Raw genomic sequence first — 24,616 nt, forward strand, 5'->3', positions numbered from 1 at the left:
TACGGCAACCGCCCGGCAGGGAGATCGCCCGCAAGGGGATCGTCCGTACGGCAACCGCCCGCAGGGAGACCGTCCACAAGGGGATCGTCCGTACGGCAACCGCCCACAAGGGGAGAGAACAGGGGGCTATGCCGGCGGAGGAGCGCGCTCTGGCGGAGCGGCACAGGGTGGCAACCGCTCGTTTGGAGATCGTCCTGCGCGCTCTTCTGACGCTTTGCGGTCTGGGTTTGGTCCAGACCGCAAACCGGCAGGTCGAAACGACTCGCGTGGAGGAAGGCCGTTTGGCGGCGCTGCCGCGGGTTCACCGATTAGTTCGGATCGCGGGGGACAGAACAACGCTTCTCGCAAACGCGGTGGCGATCGCAACCAAAGCAGCCGAAACGCGTCATCTGATCGCCGCGAAAACGCGCGCAAGATTCAACCCCCCCGCGGTCGCAAAGGGCGCGCGGAGCAGGTGACGCGTGTGTTTGAAGGCCCGCGCACCATCAAGGTCGATGGACCAATGACGGTGAGTGAATTTGCCCATATGCTCCGGCGTGAGGCGTCTGAAGTGATCAAAAAGCTTCTGTTTTTGGGCGTGCTCGTCACGATTAACCAAGAAATTGACACAGACACGATGGTGCTTGTCGGCAATGAGTTTGGGACTGAAGTGGAAGTGTCGGCACCGCGCGATATTGAAGCGGAAGAGATGCTCCATGAAGAAGTTGACGCGGAGACGCTTGAGCACCGCGCGCCGATTGTCACGATCATGGGTCACGTCGATCACGGAAAAACGACACTGCTTGACTCGATTCGCGAGACCAATGTCACGGCGTCTGAGGCGGGTGGAATCACGCAGCACATCGGGGCATACCAAGTTGAAATCAACCACAAAAAGATTACCTTTCTCGATACGCCTGGTCACGAGGCTTTTACCACGATGCGGGCGCGTGGCGCGCAGATCACCGATATCACGGTGCTTGTCGTCGCTGCGGATGACGGTGTGATGCCACAGACGATCGAGGCGATCAACCACGCGAAGGCGGCCAATGTGCCGATTATCGTGGCGGTCAACAAGATGGATAAACCGGGCGCCAATCCGGATCGCGTCAAACAAGAGCTGACGGAACACGGACTTGTCGCTGAAGAGTGGGGCGGCGATACCATCTTCGTGCCGGTTTCGGCGCTCAAGCGTGAGGGGATCGACACGCTGCTTGAAATGATCCTCCTCGTCGCGGAAGTGGCTGATCTCAAGGCGAGTTTATCCAGCCGCGCACGCGGATCTGTCATTGAGGCACAGCTTGACAAAGGTCGCGGACCTGTGGCAACCATTCTTGTGCAAACGGGTAGCTGCGCGTGGGTGATGTGGTTGTCGCCGGGAATACGTATGGAAAAGTGCGGGCGATGGTCAATGATCGCGGACGCCGCGTCAAGGAAGCGTACCCGTCTACTCCGGTTGAGATTATCGGTCTTGGCGATGTGCCAAGCGCCGGAGATCCGTTTGTTGTCTATGATGATGAGCGACAGGCGCGGCAGGTTGCAGAGCGGCGCGCGGGTCGACAGCGCGCGGAAGAACTCGGCGCAACATCGCGCGTTACACTGGATGATCTCTATAAGCAGATTCAGGAGGGCGAAGTAAAAGATCTCAACCTGATTCTGAAGGCAGACGTGCACGGATCGTCTGAGGCAGTTCTTGGCGCGCTGCAAAAGATTGATGTGAGCGGCGTGCGCATCCGCGTGATTCACACGGGGGTCGGCGCGATCACGGAATCGGATGTTCTTCTCGCCTCTGCATCCAATGCGATTGTAATAGGCTTTAACGTACGCCCAGAGCCGAATGCCCAGCGCATGGCAGAATCAGAAAAAGTAGACGTCCGCCTGTACCGCGTGATCTATAATCTGATCGAAGAGATTGAAGCAGCCCTAAAGGGTATGCTCGATCCGGTTTACAAAGAGGTTGTCCTCGGACGCGCCGAGATTCGCCAAGTTTTCAAGGTCTCAAAGGTCGGCAACATCGCAGGTGCGATGGTTCTTGAAGGCAAGCTTGTTCGCGATAGTCAGGCGCGTCTGATTCGCGGCGGCGTTGTCATTCACGATGGACGGTTGGATTCACTAAAACGTTTTAAAGATGACGCTCGCGAGGTCTCATTCGGATATGAGTGCGGTCTCACATTTGAGCGCTTCAACGACATCAAAGAAGGCGACATCGTTGAGGCATACAAGATGGAAGTTGTAAAGGTCGACTAAGGTTGTGCAGACAGATGTCGTGGCGAAGTAGGTGAGTACATGAAAATTCGTGTTGAACGAATAGCGATTCAGATCCAGCGCGAGATCAGTGAAGTGATCCGCAGCGAGATCAAGGATCCGCGCATCGGTTTTCTCACGGTGACCGGCGTTGAACTGTCCAATGACATGGCACACGCAAAGGTCTACGTGAGCGTGATGGGGACAAAAGAGGAGCGGGAAACATCGCTCACAACGCTTGCGCGCGCCGCTGGTTTTTTGCGCACGGAAGTTGCGCACCGCATCCGTTTGCGCACGGTTCCAGAGCTTCATTTTATTCTCGATGAATCAATCGATTATGGAGAGCGCATTGGAAACGTGTTGCGTTCGATTGCAAAGGATTCCTCGCCAGAAAGCGGAGGAGCGGGAGCGAAAAGCGATGGATAGAGACGACGATGATTTGAAGATGTATGAACAGATCACCGGACCGCGCGATCCTCTTTTGATCGTTTGTCACATCAGTCCAGACGGCGATGCGATTGGCGCTGCGCTTGCGATGGCGCTGATGTGTGATCAGGTGGGGCGAGCGGTCACCCTCGCAAATGACGACCCGATTCCTAATCGGTATGCTTTTTTGCCCGGCGCGGAACGGTTCGTTCGTACAGGTGATTTGACAGGCACATTCAATCAGATACTCGCGGTCGACTGCGCAGATCAGCGGCGAATGGGCGAGACGCTCCACAAAAAATCGCAGACAGGCACGCTTTTGAACATTGATCACCACGAGACAAACTGCGGATTTGGCGACGTAAATCTCGTCGATCCGCAAGCGTCGGCGACCTGCCTTGTGCTTTATCGCATGTTGCGGCGCGCAGATGTCCCGATTTCGCGCGACATGGCGCTTTGTATCTATACAGGGATTGTGTTTGATACGGGCGGATTTCGCTATAATAATACGACACCCGAGATTCATCAGGTGGCGGCTGACCTTCTATCTCGCGGATTTCAGCCTTTCATGGTGGCGGATCGCGTCCTTGAGGCACTCACGCGTGAACAGGTAGAACTCGTTCGGCTGGGACTCGCCACGCTTGAGGTGGATGAAAACGGGAGAATCGCTTATGTATCGGTCACGCAAGATATGATTGCAAAGTCAGGCGCCGATGAGGGGGAGGCAGAAGTGCTTCTTCCGTACACGCGTTCGCTTTCTGGCGTTGAGGTTGGATTGCTATTTCGTGAGCGTGCAAACGGGGATGTAAAAGTGTCGCTTCGCTCGCGCGATCGGGTGGACGTGGCTGCGATCGCGCTCGCCTTTTCGGGAGGCGGACACGTCCGCGCCGCAGGCTGTCAAGTCCCAGGGCCGCTGACGGATGCGATCACGCGCGTTTTAAAAATGGTGCGCGCCGCAGTGGCCGAGGCGGATGCGCACGTATGACGCACGGCGTTTTTGTTTTGAACAAACCTTTGGGGATGACATCACAACAAGCGGTGACGCGCGTAAAGCGTATTCTTCACGCACGCAAGGCCGGGCATACAGGGACACTCGACCCCAACGTGACTGGCGTATTGCCGATCTTGCTGGGATCGGCTACACGTCTTTCTGAGTATGTCATGGAGAGTGAGAAAGCGTATCTTGCCACAGCGTGGCTTGGTTTTTCGACAGATACACAAGATCACACGGGGCGCGTTTTAGAAGTTGCTGACGCGTCACACCTTAGCGATGAAGAAATTCGTGATGCGCTCGATTCCTTTCTTGGGGTGACGTCGCAGACTCCACCGATTTACTCCGCTGTGCACGTTGCCGGTCGGCGCGCGCATGAGTTGGCGCGCGCTGGGCATACCGTTGTTCTTGAGGCCCGTGAGACAGTCATTCACGAAATCATGCTCCATGGGATCACGCGACGCGCGGATGCGATTCTTGTGAATTTTTCGCTGCGCTGTGGGAAAGGAACCTATGTGCGGACACTTTGCAATGATCTTGGTGTAAAGCTTGGCGTTCCTGCGCACATGTTTGAACTGACGCGAACAAAGAGCGGTCCCTTTACGTTAGACGATGCACACAGTTTTGATGAGTTAGAAAACGGGTTGACAGATCTTGTTCGTTCAGCCGAGGATGCTGTGCCAGCACTGCAAAAGCTTACTGTCGCGAAAAATGCGCTACAGACCATCGTTCACGGGGCGCCTCTTTTTCTGGCGGACGCTTTTGTCGCGGATCAAGGTGTCATCTTTCAGGACGAATGCATCGTTGGCATCCGCGTCTGCAGTGAACTCGTCGCGCTTTATCGTGCTCATGAAAAAGATGGGGACGTGTGGCGTCTTACGGCACACAAGGTTCTCGCGCAGCAGGAGGTTGAGTAAGTCGTGGATCACCACTGCAATTATCGCTATCTTGCCCGTCCGCCCGCGCCTGAATATGGCGTTTCGCGCGCCATTGCCATCGGTAAGTTTGACGGGCTTCACGTGGCGCACCAGGAAATTCTGAAAAAAGTGGTAGACATTTCACGCGAGCGTGAATTAACGCCTTGCATGTTTACCTTTACGCCACATCCGCGCTATGTGTTGCAAGGGGATGAGCAATACGCACGCCTTCTGACGCCACCTGGTGAACGCGCGCGAATTGCGCAGACACTAGGCGTGAAAGAAACATTTGTCGCACATTTTGATGCACGCTTTCGCAGTCAGCCGGCAGATGCATTTTTTGAGGATTACTTGCTGGCGCTTGGCGTATCTCATCTCGTTGTTGGGTATGATTTTCGCCTGGGGAAAAACGGGGCGAACGGGGTTGCTGATCTTGGGCGGATTGCTGACAGACACGGCGTGACGATGGACATCATTCAGCCGATTGATCAGGATGGACTGCTCGTCAGCAGCACCCTTACGCGCATCGCTTTAGCTGAAGGGCGACCTGCGGACGCGGCGCATCTCTTGGGTCGCGCATACCGCATTCGCGGAGAGGTCATCCACGGGGCAGGGCGCGGCCGCACGATCGGGTTTCCTACCGCCAATCTCGCGCTCAGCGAGCCGTTTGTCGTGCCAAAAATCGGTGTCTACGCTGTTTACGCTGAGATTGATCAAAAGCGCTACCGCGGGGTGATGAATATCGGCGTTCGCCCGACCGTCTCTTCTGAGGGAGAACTTTCGTTTGAGGTTCACCTCATCGATGAGTCGGTTGACCTCTATGACAAGACGATGGATGTTCTTTTCGTCCATTATTTGCGCGAGGAGCAACGCTTTTCGACATTTGACGCGCTTAAAGATCAATTGCGAGAAGACGTGCGCAGTGCGCGCGCTTTACTGGATGGGTTAACTCGTGTATAATTCACTCTGTTGTGCCATAATGGCATATAGGTTAACGCGTCTGTCGGCTCGGTGGTGCGCCTCTCCGCCGCACACTTTGCCGGATGCGAGCTTTTAAATTAGAGGAGGATTTCCGTTGGCTTTGCAACAAGAGCGTAAGGCAGAATTGATTGAAGCGTTTGCCGTGCATGAAAACGATACAGGTTCACCAGAGGTACAGGTAGCGTTGCTTACTGAGCGCATCAACGAATTGAATGAGCACTTCCGCATTCACAAAAAAGATCACCATAGCAGGCGCGGTCTTTTTAAGATGGTGTACAAGCGCGCACATCTTCTCAAATACTTGCGGGAGCACGATATCAATCGATACCGCGCGTTGATTACGCGCCTGGGGCTTCGCAAATAGGTTTTTTAAGGAGCGGGAAATTCCCGCTCCTGCTTTACATATCAGCGATTGAAAAGGTAGTGAAAGGAGGAATCCAGGTGGTTTACCAGCGAGAGATGATGGTGGGCGGCCGTACGCTTGCGGTCGAGACGGGAAGGCTTGCCAAACAGGCCAACGGCGCCGTTCGTGTCCAGTATGGTGACACGGTGGTTTTGGCGACAGTAACGGCGTCAAAAGATGCAAAAGATCTCGATTTCTTTCCTCTGACGGTCAATTATGAGGAGCGTCTTTACGCCGTTGGAAAAATTCCTGGCGGATTTATCAAACGTGAGGGTCGCCCAAGCGAAAAAGCGATTTTGGCGAGTCGACTGATCGACCGTCCCATTCGCCCGCTGTTTCCCGAGGGCTTTCGCAATGACGTTCAAGTCGTTGTGCTCGTTCAGTCGGTTGATCAGGATTGCGCACCGGAGATTGCCGGCATGATCGGTGTATCGGCCGCGCTTGGCGTCTCCAATATCCCGTTTCCAAACCTTATTGCAGGCGTGATCGTCGGGCGCGTAAACGGTGAGTTTGTGATTAACCCGACGGAGGCGCAGGCAGCGATCAGCGATCTTCACCTCGTGGTGGCGGGAACGCGCGATGCGATCATGATGGTGGAAGCCGGGGCGAAAGAAATCCCGGAAGAAGGAATGCTTGAAGCGATTCTATTCGGTCACGAGGCGATAAAAGAAATTGTTTCCTTTCTAGACGGATTCGTGGCAGAAGCGGGCGTTCCCAAGATGGAAGTAAGGCTCCACCAGATTGACGAGGGCTTGAAGATGGCTGTTGCGGCGTTTGCCGATGAACCGATGCGCGAAGCGATTTATACGACGGAAAAACACGCTCGCGCCGAGGCGATTGAGCGTGTCATGCAAGAAACACAAGAGGCGCTTCTTGAACAGTATCCGGAGCGGGCAGGCGAGATCGGCGAAATTCTGCACGATGTTGTCAAGGATCTCGTGCGTACGGCGATCGTTACGGATGGCATTCGTCCGGACGGGCGTTCGTTAAAAGAAATTCGTCCGATCAGCGTAGAGGTCGGTGTTTTACCGCGCACACACGGTTCGGGACTGTTTACGCGCGGGCAAACGCAGGCGCTTTCAGTCTGTACGCTTGGTGCGCTTGGGGATGTTCAGATCCTTGATGGCATAAGCCCAGAAGAGAGCAAGCGCTTTATGCATCACTACAATTTCCCGCCGTTTTCAACGGGTGAGGCGCGCCCGCTGCGTCCGCCAAGCCGCCGCGACATCGGACACGGTGCACTCGGGGAACGGGCGCTTGAGCCAGTGATACCTGACGCCGAAACCTTTCCTTATACGATCCGGCTTGTTTCAGAAGTGCTTGAGTCAAACGGCTCCAGTTCACAGGCGAGTATCTGCGGATCGATTCTTGCGCTCATGGATGCAGGTGTGCCGATCAAGGCGCCTGTTGCCGGGGTCGCGATGGGCCTTGTTAAAGAAGGGGACAAGGTCGCCATTCTTACAGATATTCAGGGAATGGAAGACCATCTCGGGGATATGGATTTCAAAGTTGCGGGAACAGCTGCAGGTGTCACTGCACTGCAGATGGACATCAAGATTGGCGGGATCGATCGCGCGATTCTTGAAACGGCGCTTGCCCACGCAAACGAGGGGCGAATGCATATTCTTCATGAGATGCGCGCTGCGATCGAAGCGCCCCGCGTAGAACTGTCTAAGTATGCGCCGCGAATCATCTCCATGAAAATCAATCCTGACAAGATTCGCGAAGTGATCGGTCCCGGCGGTCGTGTCATCAACAAAATCATTGAGGACACGGGTGTGAAAATCGATATTGAACAGGACGGTCGGGTTTTTATCTCGACGCCTGACGCAGGTTCTGGAGAGCGCGCTCGCGCCCTTATTGAAGGCATCGTGCGGGATGTCATGGTAGGGGAGACCTATGAAGGCAAGGTGATGCGCGTTGAAAAATACGGCGCGTTTGTCGAGATCTTGCCTGGTAAAGAAGGGCTTGTCCACGTCTCGCAGCTTGGGGCAGAACGCGTGGCGTCGCCTGAGGAGTTTGTAAAGGTTGGCGATCCGCTCAGGGTCAAGGTCACGGAGATTGACTCGCAGGGACGAATCAATCTCAGCCAACGCGAGGTTCTCAAGGATATGGGAATCCCGGTTGCCGAAATTGCTCCGCGCCCAAGTGGCGGGGACAGGCCGTCGGGTGGCTCACGGTCATCTGGGGGACGGCCTTCAAACGGTCGCAGCGGTGAAGTTCGCTCGGCGGAGCGAGGCGGGGATGCGCGTCCAGCGCGCCGTCCTTAACGTCACACAGGCGAAGCGCGGGGAAACAAGGTTCATGAATCATGAAAAAGGCGAGCAAAGATGCCCGCCTTTTTGTCTACTCTTGAAAGGCGCTGCATAGACATGTCCCAAAGCGTTTCGTGGGGGATGAGTGTATGCGCAATCTGCGCGCTGTGTTCTTTTTTGTCGTGTGTGTAGTAGCGGTATATGGCACACTTCGCGTATTTGGCAACCCATTGACAAAGCCGACAGATTGGCCTGTTCTCTCTGCCATCTCTGGCGCGTCGTACGCGTCAGAGTTAAAGACACTCGCAGCGCGATATGATAAAGCTCCAGTCAATGCGCACGTCGTGAAATATTGGGGATTGATTCCTGCGCTAAACGGAGTCAAACTCGACATTAAAAAGAGTCTGTCGCACCAAAATTTACAGAATAAAAGTGCGTCTCCGCTCTTTTTTGAACAAATTGCGCCCGCTGTATCCACATTCTCTCTCGTGGCGGAACCGATCTATCGAGCAAATCCGCAGAAGCGACAAATGGCACTGATGATCAATGTGGCGTGGGGGGGAGAGTATCTGCCTTCGATGCTGAAGATTCTAATGGCGCATCACGCGAAGGCGACGTTTTTCTTTGACGGATCTTTTGCGAAAAAAAATCCACAGGCTGTGAAGATGGTCTTGCAGGCAGGGATGGAGGTAGGAAACCACGCGTACAACCATCCGATGATGACAAAGCTTTCACGCGTAAAAATGATTGAGCAAATCACGCGCACAAACGCCGTGATCGAGCGGGCGGGCGGGGTAAAGCCTGCTCTCTTCGCGCCACCTGCCGGCGATGTGAATGCGCTTGTGGTGCGTGCGGCGGCAGGACTTGGCATGCACACGATCCTCTGGACGCTTGACACAATCGACTGGCGAAAGCCTTCTGTTTCAGTCATCCTGCATCGCATCGTCGATCACCGCGAGCCAGGAGCGCTCGTTCTTATGCATCCGACAGCAAACACTGTGGCCGCACTGCCGAGGATGATTGAGCAATTGCAGTCTGCAGGTTATCAGCTTGTCACAGTTTCATCCATCATCAGTCCGACTCGCCCAATCCCAAAGACTTACGGAGAAGCCGTGGCGGGCGCTCGTGCCTAAAGGCTGAATTCGCTTGTAGGGTTGAGACGCGGTCTGGTATCATGGGGAACATGATACGCGCCTGAGAAGGGAGACCGCTCTTGCTTCAATACCACGGTTTGAAAAACGGAATACGAGTTTTGCTGGAACCGCTTAGCCACGTTCGCTCCGTGAGCATCGGCGTCTACGTTGCCAACGGTTCGCGCGATGAACCGAGTGAATGGTCGGGGGTTTCACACCTTCTTGAGCACATGTACTTTAAAGGGACTGCGCGGCATAACGCGCGCGAATTGGCGGAGGTTTTAGACAGCCTCGGAGGACATGTCAACGCATATACCACAAAAGAGTATACCTGCTATCACGCAAAGGTGCTTGATGAACACGCAAAGCGCTTGCTTGACACGCTTTCGGAGATGTTATTTGAAAGCGAATTTGCGGCGGATGAACTTGAGCGCGAAAAGCGCGTTGTTTTAGAAGAAATCAAAATGTATGAAGACAATCCTGAAGAGGCTGTACACGATCTGATCTTGGAAACAGCGTTTGATCGCGATATGCTCGGGGCGAATATTCTCGGCACGGAAGAGAGCCTGGAACGCCTCGATCGTAAAGTCCTTATTGAGTATGCGGCAAACGCGTACACACCGGATCGAATGGTGATTTCCGTTTGCGGCCATTTTGACCCACACGAGATGCTTACGTGGATTGAAGCGTCTTTTTCACAAGCGAAGGGCAGCGCGCAGCAACCGCCTTTAAGGCGGCCGCCACAATACACGCCAAAGAGTGTGTATCTACCCAAAAGCATCGAACAGGTTCATGTTTGTGTGGCATATGAGGGAATTCACTACAATCACAAAGATGCGCAGGCGCTTGTTGTTTTAAATAATATTCTCGGAGCGAGTTCGAGCTCCCGATTGTTTCAGGACATTCGCGAAGAGCGCGGGCTTGCCTATAATGTCTTTTCTTATCACAGCGCGTTTCGCGACACTGGTCTTTTTGTCCTCGCTTTTGGTACGGCGCAAGATCAGGCGAAAGAGGTCCTTGCGCGCATGGATCATCTGATCGCATCCTTGTTGCACGACGGCGTGACGGAGAGTGAGATGCAAAAGTCCAAAGACCAATTGCGCGGCTCCCTTCTTTTAAGTCTTGAAAGCACGTCGAGTCGGATGAGCAGGATCGGCAAGAACGAATTGCTCTTGCAGCGAACCATTGAGGTCGAAGAAGCGATTGATGAGATGATGAGTGTGACACGTGAGGACATTGCCCGCATCGCGCAAACCATCTTTTCGGGCACGCGGGCAATCGCTGCCGTTGGCGCGCCAGGCCTTGAAACACTTTTTGCAGCAGGTGAGCTGCAATGAGGCGATTCGAGTGGATTGATGGTATCGATGTGAGTGATCTTGAGCTTCCTGTGCGGCAGACGCCGGATTCTGCGGGATATGATCTGTGCGCACTTCATGACGTCACGCTTGCGCCTGCGCGCGTGACACTTGTGCCGACTGGCGTGCGCGCGCGCATGCGGGCAGGGGAGTTTCTCGCGCTGTACGCGCGCAGCAGTCTCGCGATTCGTTATGGTCTTTTTCTTGCAAACGGGGTTGGCGTCATCGACGCAGATTACGCAGACAATCCCAGTAACCATGGGCATATCATGATTCCTCTTCTTCACTTTGGTGAAAAAGATATTCGGATCGCGCGCAAAGAGCGCATTGCACAGGGTGTCTTTACAGCGTTTTTGCTGACGGATGACGACTCGCCAAAGACACAAAAGCGCGTCGGCGGCTTTGGCTCCACCCTTTGATCACCGATGGCGGGCGACTGACATAGGATGACTGTCAGCGAGCGCGAGGTAGCTCGCGAAAACATCGCCTTGTAATTCGACTCGGGTGTCGTAAAATGGGGAAAGGGGTCTCTGGCATGCTTACGGGTGTCAAGTTTGCGTTTCTCGGAGGAGATGCGCGGATGATCGAAGTGGCGCGCTGTGTGAGTGAATTAGACGCTTCGACTGTTATGGTCGGATTTGAAAAAGCAGACATTTCGTTTCCCGACAGCGCAAAGGTCGCGTTTTCTGAAGAGGTTTTAAAAGACGCAGACGTGATCGTTTTTCCCGTGGCGGGCATTGATGATGAGGGCCGCGTGCCTGCACAGTTTGCAGACCAGCCGATCGTGATGACGGAGGATCACTTTGCGATGATTGACAAAAACACGCAACTCTTTACAGGGATTGCGCGTCCGCGCTTTGGCGCTCTCGCCAAAAGGCACGGCTTGTCCTTGGTGCGCCTGATGGAACTGGATGAAGTGGCGATTTTAAACTCCATCCCTACTGCGGAAGGCGCCATTGCGATGGCGATGGAGCACACAGAGATCACCCTTCACGGATCGGTTTGCACCGTGCTTGGCCTGGGACGTTGCGGGATGACCCTGGCACGCGTGCTTTCAGGTATGGGGGCTAATGTCACTGTGTGCGCGCGCAAGCCAAGCGATCTGGCGCGCATTCGCGAGATGGGGCTTAACGCCGCTTCGCTCGACCATCTCGGAGACGCCATCGCGTCGACGGACGTTGTGTTCAATACAATCCCGGCCATGATTCTCACGTCAGACATTCTCGCGCGTGCGGCGCGTTCGTGTGTCATCATTGACATTGCGTCGGCCCCCGGTGGCACCGATTTTCGATTTGCCGAGAAACGCGGCATCAAGGCGATGTTAGCGCCGAGTTTACCAGGAATCGTCGCTCCAAAAACGGCGGGACGTATCATCGCACAGACCATGGTGCGCATGGTGCAAGAGGCGTCTTCGACCATTGGGGGATGAAGAAGTGGAACTTCGCGGCAAAACGATCGGATTTGCCATCACAGGATCTCACTGCACGTATGAAGAAGTATTCCCAGAAATTGAGCGTTTCATAAATGCTGGCGTTTCCGTTGTGCCGATTTTTTCACAGACGGTTATAAACACTGGCACACGTTTTGGCGAAGCAGGTGTTTGGGCAAAAAGGATCGAAGAACTCACGGGTGAGACCGGGATCTCTACGATTCCGCAAGCGGAGCCGCTCGGACCCAGCAAGCGACTCGACGCATTGGTGATCGCGCCGTGCACGGGCTCAACGCTCAGTCGGTTTGCCAATGCGCAAACGGATTCGGCTGTGCTGATGGCGGCAAAATCGACGCTTAGAAACGATCGCCCGGTCGTCCTGGCCATCTCGACGAATGACGGGCTTGGCCTGAATGCGCTGAATATCGCGCGACTCATGACGACAAAAAACATTTTTTTTGTCCCGTACGGCCAGGATGACCCCGTGAGAAAAATAAACAGTCTCGTGGCGCAAATGAACTTGCTTCAAGAAACCGTCGAGGCTGCGCTAGAAAAAAAGCAACTGCAGCCTGTATTGATCGAGAGATTCCGCGCGCCTCGTTAGGCGCGCGAAGTTTAGGGGGATTGGCAATGAGTCGACCAGTGCGCGTGGCTATTTTGGGTGCGACAGGTGCGGTTGGAAAAGCGATGATCGAGACGCTATTGCGCCGGAAATTTCCATTCACAACGCTGAAATTGCTGGCGTCTGCGCGGTCTGCGGGGCAGGTGGTTCACATTCAAGGCGTGCCATACACAGTGGAGGAGGCGACGCCTGAGTCCTTTGCGGATATCGATGTGGCGCTGTTTAGCGCAGGTGGAGATATTTCCCTGCGCTTTGCAAAAGAAGCCGTCGCGCGCGGTGCGCTTGTGATTGACAACACGAGTGCGTACCGCATGGATAAAAGCGTCCCACTGATTGTTCCTGAAGTGAACGCTGACGCGTTTTCTACCCATCAAGGAATCATCGCAAACCCAAACTGCTCCACCATCCAGATGGTTGTCGCGCTGGCGCCACTGCATCGGCGCTATCACATTCGCCGAATCGTTGTGTCGACGTACCAGGCGGCATCGGGCGCGGGGGAGCGCGCGATTGAGGAATTGCGGGAGACATCGCGCGCCATACTTGACGGTCGCGCGCCAGAACCGTCGCTGCTGCCTGTGGCGAAACTCAAGAACCACTATCCTCTTGGCTTCAATGTGATTCCGCAGATTGATGTCTTTGAAGAGAACGGATTTACCAAAGAAGAGATGAAGATGGTGCGCGAGACGCACAAGATTCTCGGGGACGAATCGATCGCAGTCACGCCGACGGCGGTGCGGGTTCCCGTTGTCTATGGCCATTCGGAAGCGGTCTATATCGAGACAGAGCTGCCTTTTGTCGTGGATGACGTTCGCACGCTTTTGCGCGACGCAAAAGGCGTCACACTGCAGGATGATCCAACTCGTCAAGAGTACCCGCAACCGTATTTCGCGGCGGGGCATTTTGATGTGTTTGTCGGTCGCATCCGGCGCGATCTCTATGCAGAAAATGGGCTGAACCTGTGGATTGTATCGGATAACATCCTCAAAGGAGCCGCTTATAACGCGGTTCAGATCGCGGAGTTGTGGCTGCGTCAGGAGGGCATTACAGCGTGAGGATTCTCGTACAAAAGTTTGGCGGAACGTCGGTCTCTGATCGCGCGATGCGCATTCAGGCGATCGAACACATTGAAGACGCTTTGCGCGCAGGGTACAGCGTCGTCGTCGTCGTCTCGGCAATGGGGCGCGCAGGCGAGCCTTATGCGACGGATACGCTGCTTAGCCTGATTCATCAAGACGATCAGATCACCATGCGCGATCGCGACCTCTTGATGTCGTGTGGGGAAACCCTATCTGCCGTCATATTTGGCGCGATGCTGCGCACCCGCGGCATGGAGTGTGCCGTGCTGACGGGTGGACAGGCGGGAATTGTTACATCATCTGATTTTGGCAATGCGCGCATCGCAAAGATCGACCCTTCGCGTATCCTTTCAGAGCTTCGCGCTGGACGTGTCGTTGTCGTGACAGGGTTTCAAGGTGTGACTGAAGAAGGCGAGATCACGACGCTCGGACGTGGAGGCAGCGACACGACGGCCACGGCGCTCGGTGTGGCGCTTGATGCAGAAGTGATCGACATCTTTACAGATGTGGAAGGCATCATGACGGCTGATCCACGGCTGGTCGACGGTGCGGCGCGGCTGACACACGTGACATACACGGAGATCTGTAATTTTGCGTATCAGGGCGCAAAGGTCATACACCCGCGGGCGGTTGAACTCGCGATGCAAAAAAACATTCCGATTCGCGTGCGTGCGACAGGTTCAAAGGACGAGGGAACGCTTGTGACGAGCGCATCGCGTCCGCTTGAGGCAAGGCCTGCACAGGACCGCATTCTCACGGGAGTCACGCACAGCGCACGCGTGACACAATTAAAAGTGCGTTCTGAAACAGGGAAAACCTGGTTTCAGAGGGATGCGTTTCAGGCGATGGCAGCAGAAGGCATCTCGCTGGACTTTTTTAATGTGACGCCGAGCGAAGTGACGTTCACGGTGCCACTCACTCACGAGGATCGAGCGATCACAAGACTTCATGAGCTGGGACTGACAGTAGAAGCGGTTCGCAATGTGGCTAAAGTGGCCGCTGTCGGCGCGGGCATCCACGGGGTGCCAGGGGTGATGGCGCGCATTGTCATGGCGCTTACCGAGCGGGGGATCGAAATTCTTCAATCGGCCGACTCCAATACAACCATTTGGTGCCTCGTCCACGAAAAAGATGTTGCAGAGGCCGTCCGCGCGATTCACGATCAATTTGATTTGCACACACAAGGAGGGGTCTGACGTGTTTGGACGCGTACTGACCGCGATGGTGACGCCGTTTAATGAGCGGCTTGAACTCGATTTGTCGCGCTTACAAACCTTAATCGACCATCTGATCGAGACTGGCACGACGGCACTGGTCGTTTCGGGCACGACGGGAGAGTCGCCTGTTCTTACACATGATGAGAAACTCGCCCTGTTTGAAGCGTCTGTCAGGCTTGCACGCGGTCGCGTTCCAGTGATTGCGGGAACGGGACTCAACAGCACACAGGCATCCATCGAACTGACAAGAGAGGTTGACGCGCTCGGCGTACATGGCTTTCTTTTTGTGGCGCCTTATTACAACAAGCCCTCGCAAGAAGGGCTCTATCGACATTTTGAGGCGCTTGCTGCGGCAACAGATAAGCCGGTCATCCTTTACAATATTCCATCGCGAACGGGTGTCAATATCGATCCACAGACGGTCATCCGCCTGTCAACGGTTCCAAACATCGTCGGCATCAAGGAATCGAGCGGGGATCTCACACAGGTGTCCCGCATCCTTGAAGGCACGGATGACGATTTCATCATGTACAGCGGCGATGACAAAATGACACTCCCGATCCTTGCGCTTGGCGGTCACGGCGTTGTCAGTGTCGCATCGCATGTTGTAGGCGCGCGCATGGCGCGCCTGGTCGACGCTTTTTTTGAAGGTGATCTAAAGCAGGCGCGCGAACAACATCACGCACTTTTGCCGCTTTTTGAAGAGCTGTTCCGCTCGCCGAGTCCGGCGCCTGTCAAATCAGCGCTCGCAATGCTTGGACTCACCGTCGGCGGCGTCCGCCTTCCTTTGGTCGATCTTACGCCAGTGCAGCGAACAGAGCTGCGCAGGCAGCTTTCCATGGTTGTTTCTTTGCCCTCGTTTCATTAATTTTTTAATTGAGACAAAGATTGGCGAGCGCGAGTTGTGAGCGCTCGCCTTTGTCATGTATAATCAAATCACCATGAACGGAACGGTAGCTTTGCGGAGAATGAATATGGACGAGGATGGTGGGTGTGCGCCTGTCTTTAATTCAACATTGCATGGACGGATACGCTCGCCTCGCCATCTCACGCACTGCATGTGGCGAATGACGTATGGGAGCGATAGGGCTCATTCGTAAGCGCTCATGGTTTTACTTTTTGGAGGTGCACAGTTGAGCAAAAATTATTCAAACAAATTATCGATCGTTCCGCTCGGCGGAATTGGCGAGATTGGCAAAAACATGACCGCATATTCGTATGGGAATGACATGATCGTCGTCGATGCGGGTCTTAAGTTTCCAGATGAGGAGATGCTAGGGATTGACATTGTCATTCCGGATATTTCCTATTTGACAGATAACAAGCAACGCTTGCGCGGCATTTTTATCACACACGGCCATGAAGACCACATTGGCGGATTGCCTTATGTGCTTAAAAGCCTGCAGGTGCCCGTTTACGCCACGCGCCTGACGCTTGGCCTCATTGAGGGGAAACTGCGCGAACACGGTATCCTTGATCAATCCAAGTTGATCCCGATTACCAATGAGAGTGAAGTGACGCTTGGAAACTTCAAGGTGTCCTGCTTTCGCGTGAATCACAGCATTCCGGATTCGGTTGGTTTTGCCATTGACACGCCAGAAGGTGTCGTCGTTCAGACGGGTGACTTTAAATTTGACCAAACACCAGTCGATGGGATTCACGCGGATTACGCAAAAATGACGGCACTTGGTGAACGAGGCGTACTCGCGCTGCTTTCAGACAGCACGAACGCAGAACGCCCAGGGTTCACGCCTTCTGAGCGAAGCGTCGGCGCAACGATAGAGCGCGTGTTTCAATCGGCGCCAGGACGCGTCATTCTCGCGACGTTTGCGTCAAACATCCACCGCGTGCAGCAGGTCATCCGCGCGGCGGAGCGCAATGGTCGGAAAGTGGCGATTGTCGGGCGCAGCATGGTGAACAACGTCACTGTGGCAAAAGATTTGGGATACCTAGAGGTTGAGCCGGACACTTTGATTGAGCTCGAAGAGTTGTCGCGCTATGAGACACACGAGGTTGCGCTTTTGACGACAGGTTCGCAGGGTGAGCCGATGTCCGCGCTTACCAGGATGGCGCGCGCGACGCATCGCAAGGTTGAGATTTATTCTGGAGATACGGTGATTATCGCTTCATCACCCATCCCGGGAAACGAGAAGTCGATTTCAAGGACGATCGATTTGCTTCAGCGCATTGGTGCGGATGTGATTTATCAACCTGGATCTGGAGTTCATGTGTCTGGTCACGGCAGTCAGGAAGAACTCAAGTTGATGCTCAATTTTATTCGGCCAAAGTATTTCGTCCCTGTTCACGGAGAGTTTCGGATGCTCAGAAAGCACGCAGAATTGGCAGTGGCAACGGGCGTTGACCCGGATCAAATTTTTATGCTCGAATTGGGCGATGTGTTCGAGATCCAGGATGGTGCGCCACGTGTGAGCGGCAAGGTGACGGCAGGCGCGATTCTGATCGACGGGCTTGGCGTGGGGGATGTCGGGAACATCGTGTTGCGTGATCGGAAGCTTTTGTCTCAAGACGGAATTCTCGTCGTTGTTTTGACCATGTCGAAGCAGACGGGACAACTGTTGTCGGGCCCCGATATCATTTCCCGCGGTTTTGTCTATGTCCGGGAGTCGGAAGAGCTGCTTGATGAGGCGAATCGGTTGGTCGCAGCGACGCTTCAGCGATTGATGACGGACCGCGTGAGTGACTGGTCAGGTTTGAAAATGGGTGTGCGCGATGCACTGACGCGTTTTCTTTACGAGCAGACGCGGCGGCGACCGATGGTGTTGCCGATTATTATGGAAGTCTAGGCGTCTTTTGGTGGACGAAAAAGAGAGGATCTCGCGCAGATCCTCTTTTTTTTGGGTGGGTTTGGTTTGGCGTGACAGGATAGCGCCTTTTATTCGAGCCATACTACATAGAGATCGCGCAGAAAAGCTCGCGCAGATGGTGACGGATATTTGTGAGGAGTGAGCCGACGTGTACCAAGAAACACCGCCACACCCTATGGAACCGGATTTTTCAGAACATCCGAACGGCGATTCGCCACTGAAGGATGGGACGGTTGCGGATAACATCGAACGTTTGGGTCAGACCAACCCTGTATCAGATGAGTCCAATATTTACTGTCTGACGATTGTCGGTCAGGTGGAAGGACACATGGTGCTCCCTCCGCAGAACAAAACGACGAAATATGAACATATCATTCCGCAGTTGGTGGCGGCAGAACAGAGTGAACGAATTGAGGGTGTGCTCATTATTTTGAACACTGTGGGCGGCGATGTGGAGGCAGGACTTGCGATTGCCGAAATGATCTCGTCTCTCTCAAAGCCAAAAGTCACCCTCGTACTCGGAGGCGGACACTCCATTGGTGTGCCGATCGCGGTGGCGAGTGACTACTCTTTTATTGCTGAAACGGCGACCATGACCATTCACCCGATACGCTTGAACGGTTTGGTAATCGGTGTCCCCCAGAGCTTTGAGTACTTAGAAAAAATGCAGGAGCGCGTGACTCGATTTATCACGACCCACTCCCGTATTACAGAGGGGACACTGCGGGACCTGATGCTTCGCACAGGGGAACTCGCGCGCGACATCGGGACTACGGTTGTCGGGCCTGACGCAGTGCAGTATGGATTGATCAATGAAATCGGCGGACTTGGACTGGCGATGGCAAAGCTTCGGCAGTTGATCGGCGAGTATCGAGGCATGCGCGTAGGGGTGGAGATGACCCAATGATTCTGTGGTCTATCGTCTCTGCAGAAGAGGTGTATGAAGGATTTGGCGCTGCGCAACATGTAAAGCCGCTGACTAGCATTTCGCACAAAGGTGTCACGATGTTGGTTGAGCCGCTTGGGCCGGGTTCGGCAAAGATTCATCGCTTGATTTCACCAAATGCTGCAGACTATCTAAAGGCAGAGTGGCAGCCGGGGAGCGTGATTGCCACAGAAGTCACGCAGACGACAACTGGAATATAACGCACAGTTCAAGAGGTCCTTCGCTTTTTTTGCGAGGGATTTCTCATGTTTCAAGATGACTTTAAGATACAGTCGCTATGATCCATCCATACTAACAGCAAGATATTTCCTGCAAGAAAGTTGGGAATGCATGCGCATTGAGATCGTACAAGGGAGCGGACCTTTTGCGCCGGACGCTGGTGTTCATGTCGTCATCGATGTGATCAGGGCATTTACAGTGGCTCAGGTGGCGTTTATGGGTGGAGCGAGCGAAATTGTGCTTGCGCGCGATAAAGAACAGGCATTCGCCCTTCGCGAGGTGTGGACAGACAGCCTTTTGGCAGGTGAGATCGATGGACTTGCCGTCCCGGGGTTTGATCTTGACAACTCTCCGGCGCGCATGGCTAAAGCCGATGTTGCTGGAAAGAGCATCATCCAGATGACGACAAACGGGGTCAAGGCGGCCGTACAGGCGCTTTTTGCAGAGCATGTTTTTGTCACAGGATTTAGCAATGCGAGACAAACGGCTCTGTTCGTCCAAACGATCGAGAAGAAGTTGAAGCGCCCGCTCGTTCGATTGATCGCTTCACATGCCACGAGCGATGATGATCTCGCGTGCGCTGAGTACATGGAGTCAATTCTGACAGAAAGGCAGTCGTTTTCTGCTGAGGCCGTGGCGGCGCGCATTCGCGCATCTGATGTGGCCCAGAAATTTTTTGATCCGGCTCGACCGGAATTTGATGCAGAAGATATCGACTGGTGCGCGCGTGAGATCTCTTGCTCGTTTGTCATGCGCGTCACGCAGCGATCAGAGATTCCCATCGTCGAAAGGGTGGATGTATGACCGTGATCTACGAAACATTGCTCAGGCTACCGGCGCGAAGCGCCAAACCGCGCGAGGACGGCCTCACGATCGTCATTGACAATGGTGTGCCTACCCAGTATTTTCAAGATGTCATGCAGAGCATGGGGCATTTGATAGACTTCGTAAAATTTGGCTGGGGAACCTCGCTTGTCACGCGTGATCTAGAAGTTAAATTACATGCGCTGCGTGAACATCAGATTGATTTTTTCTTCGGCGGAACACTTTTTGAAAAATATTATATGCAGCGCCAATTGGATGACTACCATTCGCTTTGTCAATCTGTTGGCTGTCGCTATGTGGAAATATCCAATGGGACGGTCGGGCTTTCCAATCGGGATAAAGCATCGTGGATACGCGAATTTGCACAGCAATTTCGCGTTTTTTCGGAAGTTGGTTATAAGGATACGGAAAAGTCGATCAATCTGCGCCCGGCCAAATGGATTGAATACATTCATGAGGATCTGGAAGCGGGTGCGTGGAAGGTGATCACGGAAGCGCGAGAAACGGGAACGGCTGGCATCGTTCGCCCTGACGGTGAGTTGCGGTTTGGGTTGATGGAAGAAATTTTTGACGCAGTGGACCCGCGACGCATGGTCTACGAGGCACCGAACAAAACGCTGCAGACGTATTTTATCTCGCGGTTGGGTCCAGAAGTGAATTTGGCGAATATCTCAGTTCACGATCCGATCCCGCTTGAGACACTTCGCATGGGACTACGGTCCGACACATTGATGCTTTTTGAGGAGAATGACGCGTGAGAGACAGTCAGAACGTGTTTCATCTTGCCATTCCTTGCAAAGACTTGGATGAGACGTACGATTTTTATGTGACAAAACTTGGCTGCAAATTGGCGCGCCGCTATGCGGACCGCATCACACTTGATTTTTTTGGCGATCAAGTCGTGTGCCATCTCGACCCTGACCGTGTCGAACAAAGCCCTAAAATGTACCCGCGTCATTTTGGCGTGACATTTCGCGAGAAGGTGCAGTACGACAATCTGCTCAAGCTTGCACATCAAAGAAATGTACCGTTTTTCCAGGAGCCGATGACACGGTTTGCAGGACGGGTTGAGGAACATCTCACCTTTTTTTTGATCGATCCGGCCAACAATCTACTGGAATTTAAATATTATTACGATGAACGCATGATGTATTGATGCGCGACGTGTGTTTTCATTATTTTGGGGCAGTCTTCTTGGGCAAAGGGCAATTCTAGACGAATTGGGCAGGATTTTCATACCTCTTCCGCGAATGAAATAGGTCGAAGGGGAATGATATGGCAAAACTGGATCACGCAAAACGAGTGCTTCGCTATGAGTTGTTGGGGCTTGCCCTGTTGATTCTCGGCTTTGTCACGCTCGGAGATCTCGGCGCAGTCGGACTGGCGCTTGACGATCTTTGTATCATGCTGGCCGGGAACTGGCATTTTATCATACCGCTTTACGTTCTTTGGATGGCGCTGATCATCATGATCAAACGCGCCCGCTTTCGTTACACGGGATTTCAGACGGGTCTTTTTATCCTTCTCTTGGTCATTGTCACATGGAGTGAACTCAGTCTGTACACGCAGGGTGTGGCAATGTATGGTCAAAATCCGGATCTCTTGCGGCTGACTCAAGTTGGGATTACGACGCTCAGTGACTCGCTTCACAGTTTAATCCTCACGTCAAACGGACCGCTTCCACCCGCGAATGCTGGCGGTGGCATGGTCGGATTTGCCATTTTTTCAGGTCTGCGCTATCTATTTGCCGTGGCGGGCACGGTGCTTGTCATGGTTGGCGCAGTGCTTGCGGCGCTTGTCTTGATGACGCGCAAGTCCTTGGTGCAGACCATTGAGCGTATGTCAAGATCCCTTGAAAATCGGGTGGATCGCGGCTGGACAAGTGTGATTACTGCGCTTGCGCGCGCGCTGACTGCGCAAAAAGGCGTTAAAGCAAGGCGGGGCGCAGCGCGCGCTTTGCGCGCGGATGAAAAAGAGGAGAGCGCACAAAGCGATAGAGGCGAAACGGTTCAAAAAATGCCCCGCGCGACAAGGAAGCGCTCGCGCGGTGCGCGCGAGGAACTGTCGACGCGCGCAGCAAATGATGAGTCGCAGCGCGAGCAGACACTTGATGACTGGCGGGAAGAACCAGAATCTTTTTCGTTTCAGGATTTTGGCCGCGATGTCCCGCAGGATGGGGTCTATAACGCATTTTTTGATGCGCCTGCCGAGGATGATCGCCATCTGCCACAGGTTGATGAAAGTCATGGTCAGACAGCTTCTGAAGAACTCGCGGATGCGGGGAGACTGCGTGAAGGATCGCTTGGGGCGCAGGAGGATACTGGCGCATGGACGCTTGATGAAGAGCGTTCGATCCTTACAGTTCGCATCGCGCAGCCAGAGGCGGGCGAACTCCTAGATCCGCCACGCACCTATCGGGTGAGTTCGCAGATCGAAGGTGAAAAAGATGGGGAAGGGAACAAGGCGCCCGCTCCGTCAAAACCGTATCGCCTGCCTGATCCACGCCTTCTTGATCGCGGCGCAAATCGTCGGGCAGATGCACTTGCTCTGCAAAAAGAATTGCAAGGTCAAGCGAAAAAATTGGTTGAGACGTTCGAAAGTTTTGGTGTTTCGGTGCGTTTGCTTGGCACGAGTCGCGGCCCTGCTGTGACTCGGTATGAAATTCAACCGGCGAGTGGCGTCAAGGTTTCCCGCATTCTCAGTCTATCAGACGATTTGGCGCTCGCGCTCGCCGCGCGCGATATTCGCATTGAAGCGCCTATTCCCGGCAAATCGGCAGTGGGGATCGAGGTTCCGAATTCGGAGATTGCGGTGGTCACCTTTCGCGAGGTGCTGGAGACAGAGGCGTTCAAACAGGCGCCAAGCCTGCTGTCTTTCGCGCTTGGAAAAGACATTGCGGGACAGACCATTATCGGGGATTTGGCACGCATGCCGCACGTTTTGGTTGCGGGCGCGACCGGTTCTGGCAAGAGTGTCTGCATTAACGGGATTATCGCAAGCATCCTGTTTCGCGCCAAGCCGGATGAAGTCAAATTCATCATGATTGATCCAAAAATGGTGGAACTCGGTGTCTACAATGGGATTCCACATCTCTTTGCTCCTGTTGTAACAGAGGCGCGGCGCGCGGCTGCGGCGCTTCGCAAGGTGATTGTCGAGATGGAGCGGCGCTACGATCTGTTCTCAAAAGCCCGCGTGCGCGATCTGGAGCGTTACAACAACTATGCGGAGCGCGTTGGGAAACCGCGCATCCCCCTGATTGTCGTGATTATCGATGAATTGGCGGATTTGATGATGGTTGCGCCGGGGGATGTGGAGGATGCGATCTGTCGTCTCGCGCAAATGGCGCGCGCGTCAGGCATTCACCTTGTCGTCGCGACGCAGCGCCCATCGGTTGATGTTATCACGGGGCTGATCAAAGCAAATATTCCGTCGCGCATTGCCTTTTCAGTCTCTTCCAGTGTTGATTCGCGAACCATTCTTGACGGAAGTGGTGCAGAAAAGTTGCTTGGGCGAGGAGATATGCTGTACTTGCCTGTTGGCGCTTCAAAACCTTTGCGTATGCAGGGCGCGTTTTTGTCTGAGTCTGAAGTGGAGAAGCTGGTTGATTTTGTCCGCAATCAGCAGGAAGCGGAGTATCAGGAAGATTTCAGTGCGTTGCCAGAGGAGGTGACGTCGAATCTCGACCAACTCGATCCATTGTTTGAGGATGCCGTGCGCGTCGTGGTGGAATCGGAACAGGCGTCCGTCTCGTTTTTGCAGCGTCGGCTCAAGGTTGGTTATTCGCGTGCTGCGCGCTTGATTGACTCGCTAGAGGAATTGGGAATTATCGGTCCGTTTGAGAACAGCAAGCCACGAGAAATTTATCTTAGCAAAGAGGAGTGGCTGGCGCGTAAAGAGAATCACGCAGGCTAGTTTACGGTTTGTGATGAAAATGTGCTTGGGTGAAGCCTGAAAAGAGCAGCTGATGGCAAGTGTCCTCTTTTAAAAAATTATGATCCGCGTGTGAGGTGGCTGTCTTGACAATCTCGTCAGGCTGTCATGCCTCGCACGCGTTTTGCATAGGATGAGAGGACAAGTTGCTCGGAGGGATTGTGGCTTGAGCTTGAGCAAAGGGAATGGGCGTAAAGCGAGGAGACGTGCCCGTCGCGTGTTGATGGGTATTTTGGTCTGTGGCGTAACGCTCGCTGCGCTGCCGCAAACCAGGGAGTGGGTTTTGTACCAATCACTAAATACGTTTCAGGGGCTAAGCGGAAAGCTTCTCGGTGCCTCTGCAAAGCCGACAGTCAAAATAAGTGCGCGCATGCCCTTTCAGCAAGGCGGATCAATCGATCTCCCGGCGCTTCACCAAAACATAACGACGGCGATCCAGAATCGCGTGATTGCACCACTCATTGCGGCCGTTCCTGAACTGACAGATGTGTATATTGTTCGCCAAGTGGATGGCGGGCTTTCAATTACAGCCACAGGCGCACTGCCGTCTTATGCGGCGAGTGAGCGTGCAGCTGAAGGCATTGCGGCGCGGTTTTTGCTTGCCGCATATCGACGCGAGCCGTATCGGATCGATTTTGCGCAGGTTGATCTTGAGAGCAATGGGCGCTACGTGTTGGCGGCAGGACTTGGCGATCTCGCGGCGCACGCGTTGACTGTACCTGTGAGTGGAGGGAGTGCCGGAATGCCACTCGCGGCACTTACGGCATTCCAGCGCGACACAGGGCCGATCAGCAGGCAGGGCTTTGCCCAATACAGCGCACCCTAGTTCACCACAAGCAAGCG

Annotated in this window: 22 protein-coding genes and 1 pseudogene; all 23 read left to right on the top strand. The window is 54.1% G+C overall.

The genetic code is table 11. The annotated features are described in order from the left end of the window. Nucleotides 1-2,226, top strand: a pseudogene (gene infB / locus ATW55_RS15640) (translation initiation factor IF-2); the annotation flags it as partial. A 39-nt stretch (nt 2,227-2,265) separates the two neighbouring features. Beyond that, nucleotides 2,266-2,649: a 30S ribosome-binding factor RbfA gene (gene rbfA / locus ATW55_RS02520; RefSeq protein ID WP_067711881.1), complete on the top strand. Its 384-nt coding sequence runs from the start codon at nt 2,266-2,268 to the stop codon at nt 2,647-2,649. After that, entirely contained in the window at nt 2,642-3,634 is a 993-nt protein-coding gene (locus tag ATW55_RS02525; RefSeq protein ID WP_067711884.1) for a DHH family phosphoesterase, read from the top strand. The genes rbfA and ATW55_RS02525 overlap by 8 nt, the downstream gene beginning before the upstream one ends. After that, nucleotides 3,631-4,557: a tRNA pseudouridine(55) synthase TruB gene (gene truB / locus ATW55_RS02530; RefSeq protein ID WP_067711886.1), complete on the top strand. Its 927-nt coding sequence runs from the start codon at nt 3,631-3,633 to the stop codon at nt 4,555-4,557. Before ATW55_RS02525 ends, truB begins: the two co-directional genes overlap by 4 nt. Before the next feature lie 3 nt (nt 4,558-4,560). Further along, nucleotides 4,561-5,517 carry a riboflavin biosynthesis protein RibF gene (ribF, locus tag ATW55_RS02535; protein ID WP_067711888.1) on the top strand — a complete coding sequence of 319 codons (957 nt, stop codon included), beginning with the start codon at nt 4,561-4,563 and terminating at the stop codon, nt 5,515-5,517. Nucleotides 5,518-5,632: 115 nt separating this feature from the next. Further along, entirely contained in the window at nt 5,633-5,902 is a 270-nt protein-coding gene (gene rpsO, locus ATW55_RS02540) for a 30S ribosomal protein S15 (RefSeq protein ID WP_067562816.1), read from the top strand. Nucleotides 5,903-5,997: 95 nt separating this feature from the next. Further along, on the top strand, nt 5,998-8,211 hold the full coding sequence (locus tag ATW55_RS02545; RefSeq protein WP_082685482.1) for a polyribonucleotide nucleotidyltransferase: 2,214 nt from the start codon (nt 5,998-6,000) through the stop codon (nt 8,209-8,211). A 134-nt stretch (nt 8,212-8,345) separates the two neighbouring features. After that, nucleotides 8,346-9,329: a polysaccharide deacetylase family protein gene (locus ATW55_RS02550; RefSeq protein WP_067711891.1), complete on the top strand. Its 984-nt coding sequence runs from the start codon at nt 8,346-8,348 to the stop codon at nt 9,327-9,329. Nucleotides 9,330-9,409: 80 nt separating this feature from the next. Further along, nucleotides 9,410-10,666, top strand: a complete 1,257-nt coding sequence (locus tag ATW55_RS02555; RefSeq protein ID WP_067711893.1) for a M16 family metallopeptidase — start codon at nt 9,410-9,412, stop codon at nt 10,664-10,666. Then, nucleotides 10,663-11,103, top strand: coding sequence for a deoxyuridine 5'-triphosphate nucleotidohydrolase (locus ATW55_RS02560; protein WP_067711898.1), 441 nt, complete (start codon nt 10,663-10,665; stop codon nt 11,101-11,103). Before ATW55_RS02555 ends, ATW55_RS02560 begins: the two co-directional genes overlap by 4 nt. 116 nt (nt 11,104-11,219) lie before the next feature. Further along, nucleotides 11,220-12,113, top strand: coding sequence for a dipicolinate synthase subunit DpsA (gene dpsA, locus ATW55_RS02565; protein ID WP_067711901.1), 894 nt, complete (start codon nt 11,220-11,222; stop codon nt 12,111-12,113). Between the two features lie 4 nt (nt 12,114-12,117). Continuing rightward, nucleotides 12,118-12,717, top strand: a complete 600-nt coding sequence (locus tag ATW55_RS02570) for a dipicolinate synthase subunit B (protein ID WP_067712015.1) — start codon at nt 12,118-12,120, stop codon at nt 12,715-12,717. 26 nt (nt 12,718-12,743) lie between these two features. Beyond that, the gene (locus ATW55_RS02575; protein WP_067711905.1) at nt 12,744-13,787 is read left to right on the top strand and encodes an aspartate-semialdehyde dehydrogenase; all 1,044 of its coding nucleotides are present in this window, start codon (nt 12,744-12,746) and stop codon (nt 13,785-13,787) included. Continuing rightward, entirely contained in the window at nt 13,784-15,007 is a 1,224-nt protein-coding gene (dapG, locus tag ATW55_RS02580; RefSeq protein ID WP_067711908.1) for an aspartate kinase, read from the top strand. The genes ATW55_RS02575 and dapG overlap by 4 nt, the downstream gene beginning before the upstream one ends. Before the next feature lies 1 nt (nt 15,008). Next, nucleotides 15,009-15,896, top strand: coding sequence for a 4-hydroxy-tetrahydrodipicolinate synthase (gene dapA / locus ATW55_RS02585; RefSeq protein ID WP_235586966.1), 888 nt, complete (start codon nt 15,009-15,011; stop codon nt 15,894-15,896). 265 nt (nt 15,897-16,161) lie between these two features. Next, nucleotides 16,162-17,832: a ribonuclease J gene (locus tag ATW55_RS02590; protein ID WP_067712023.1), complete on the top strand. Its 1,671-nt coding sequence runs from the start codon at nt 16,162-16,164 to the stop codon at nt 17,830-17,832. Nucleotides 17,833-18,028: 196 nt separating this feature from the next. Then, nucleotides 18,029-18,760 (top strand): ClpP family protease, encoded by a 732-nt coding sequence (locus tag ATW55_RS02595; RefSeq protein ID WP_067712027.1) that lies wholly within the window; start codon nt 18,029-18,031, stop codon nt 18,758-18,760. After that, the gene (locus ATW55_RS02600; protein WP_067711911.1) at nt 18,757-18,999 is read left to right on the top strand and encodes a YlzJ-like family protein; all 243 of its coding nucleotides are present in this window, start codon (nt 18,757-18,759) and stop codon (nt 18,997-18,999) included. Before ATW55_RS02595 ends, ATW55_RS02600 begins: the two co-directional genes overlap by 4 nt. Nucleotides 19,000-19,129: 130 nt before the next feature. After that, on the top strand, nt 19,130-19,822 hold the full coding sequence (locus ATW55_RS02605) for a 2-phosphosulfolactate phosphatase (protein ID WP_067711914.1): 693 nt from the start codon (nt 19,130-19,132) through the stop codon (nt 19,820-19,822). 5 nt (nt 19,823-19,827) lie between these two features. Further along, on the top strand, nt 19,828-20,601 hold the full coding sequence (locus ATW55_RS02610) for a phosphosulfolactate synthase (protein WP_153004992.1): 774 nt from the start codon (nt 19,828-19,830) through the stop codon (nt 20,599-20,601). Then, entirely contained in the window at nt 20,598-20,999 is a 402-nt protein-coding gene (locus tag ATW55_RS02615) for a VOC family protein (protein ID WP_067711922.1), read from the top strand. The genes ATW55_RS02610 and ATW55_RS02615 overlap by 4 nt, the downstream gene beginning before the upstream one ends. A gap of 119 nt (nt 21,000-21,118) precedes the next feature. Continuing rightward, nucleotides 21,119-23,755, top strand: coding sequence for an FtsK/SpoIIIE family DNA translocase (locus tag ATW55_RS16670; protein ID WP_067711924.1), 2,637 nt, complete (start codon nt 21,119-21,121; stop codon nt 23,753-23,755). Between the two features lie 184 nt (nt 23,756-23,939). Then, nucleotides 23,940-24,599 (top strand): hypothetical protein, encoded by a 660-nt coding sequence (locus ATW55_RS02625; RefSeq protein WP_153004988.1) that lies wholly within the window; start codon nt 23,940-23,942, stop codon nt 24,597-24,599. Nucleotides 24,600-24,616 lie beyond the last annotated feature (17 nt).

The sequence above is a fragment of the Ferroacidibacillus organovorans genome, from assembly GCF_001516615.1.
Classification (GTDB): Bacteria; Bacillota; Bacilli; order Alicyclobacillales; family SLC66; genus Ferroacidibacillus; species Ferroacidibacillus ferrooxidans_B.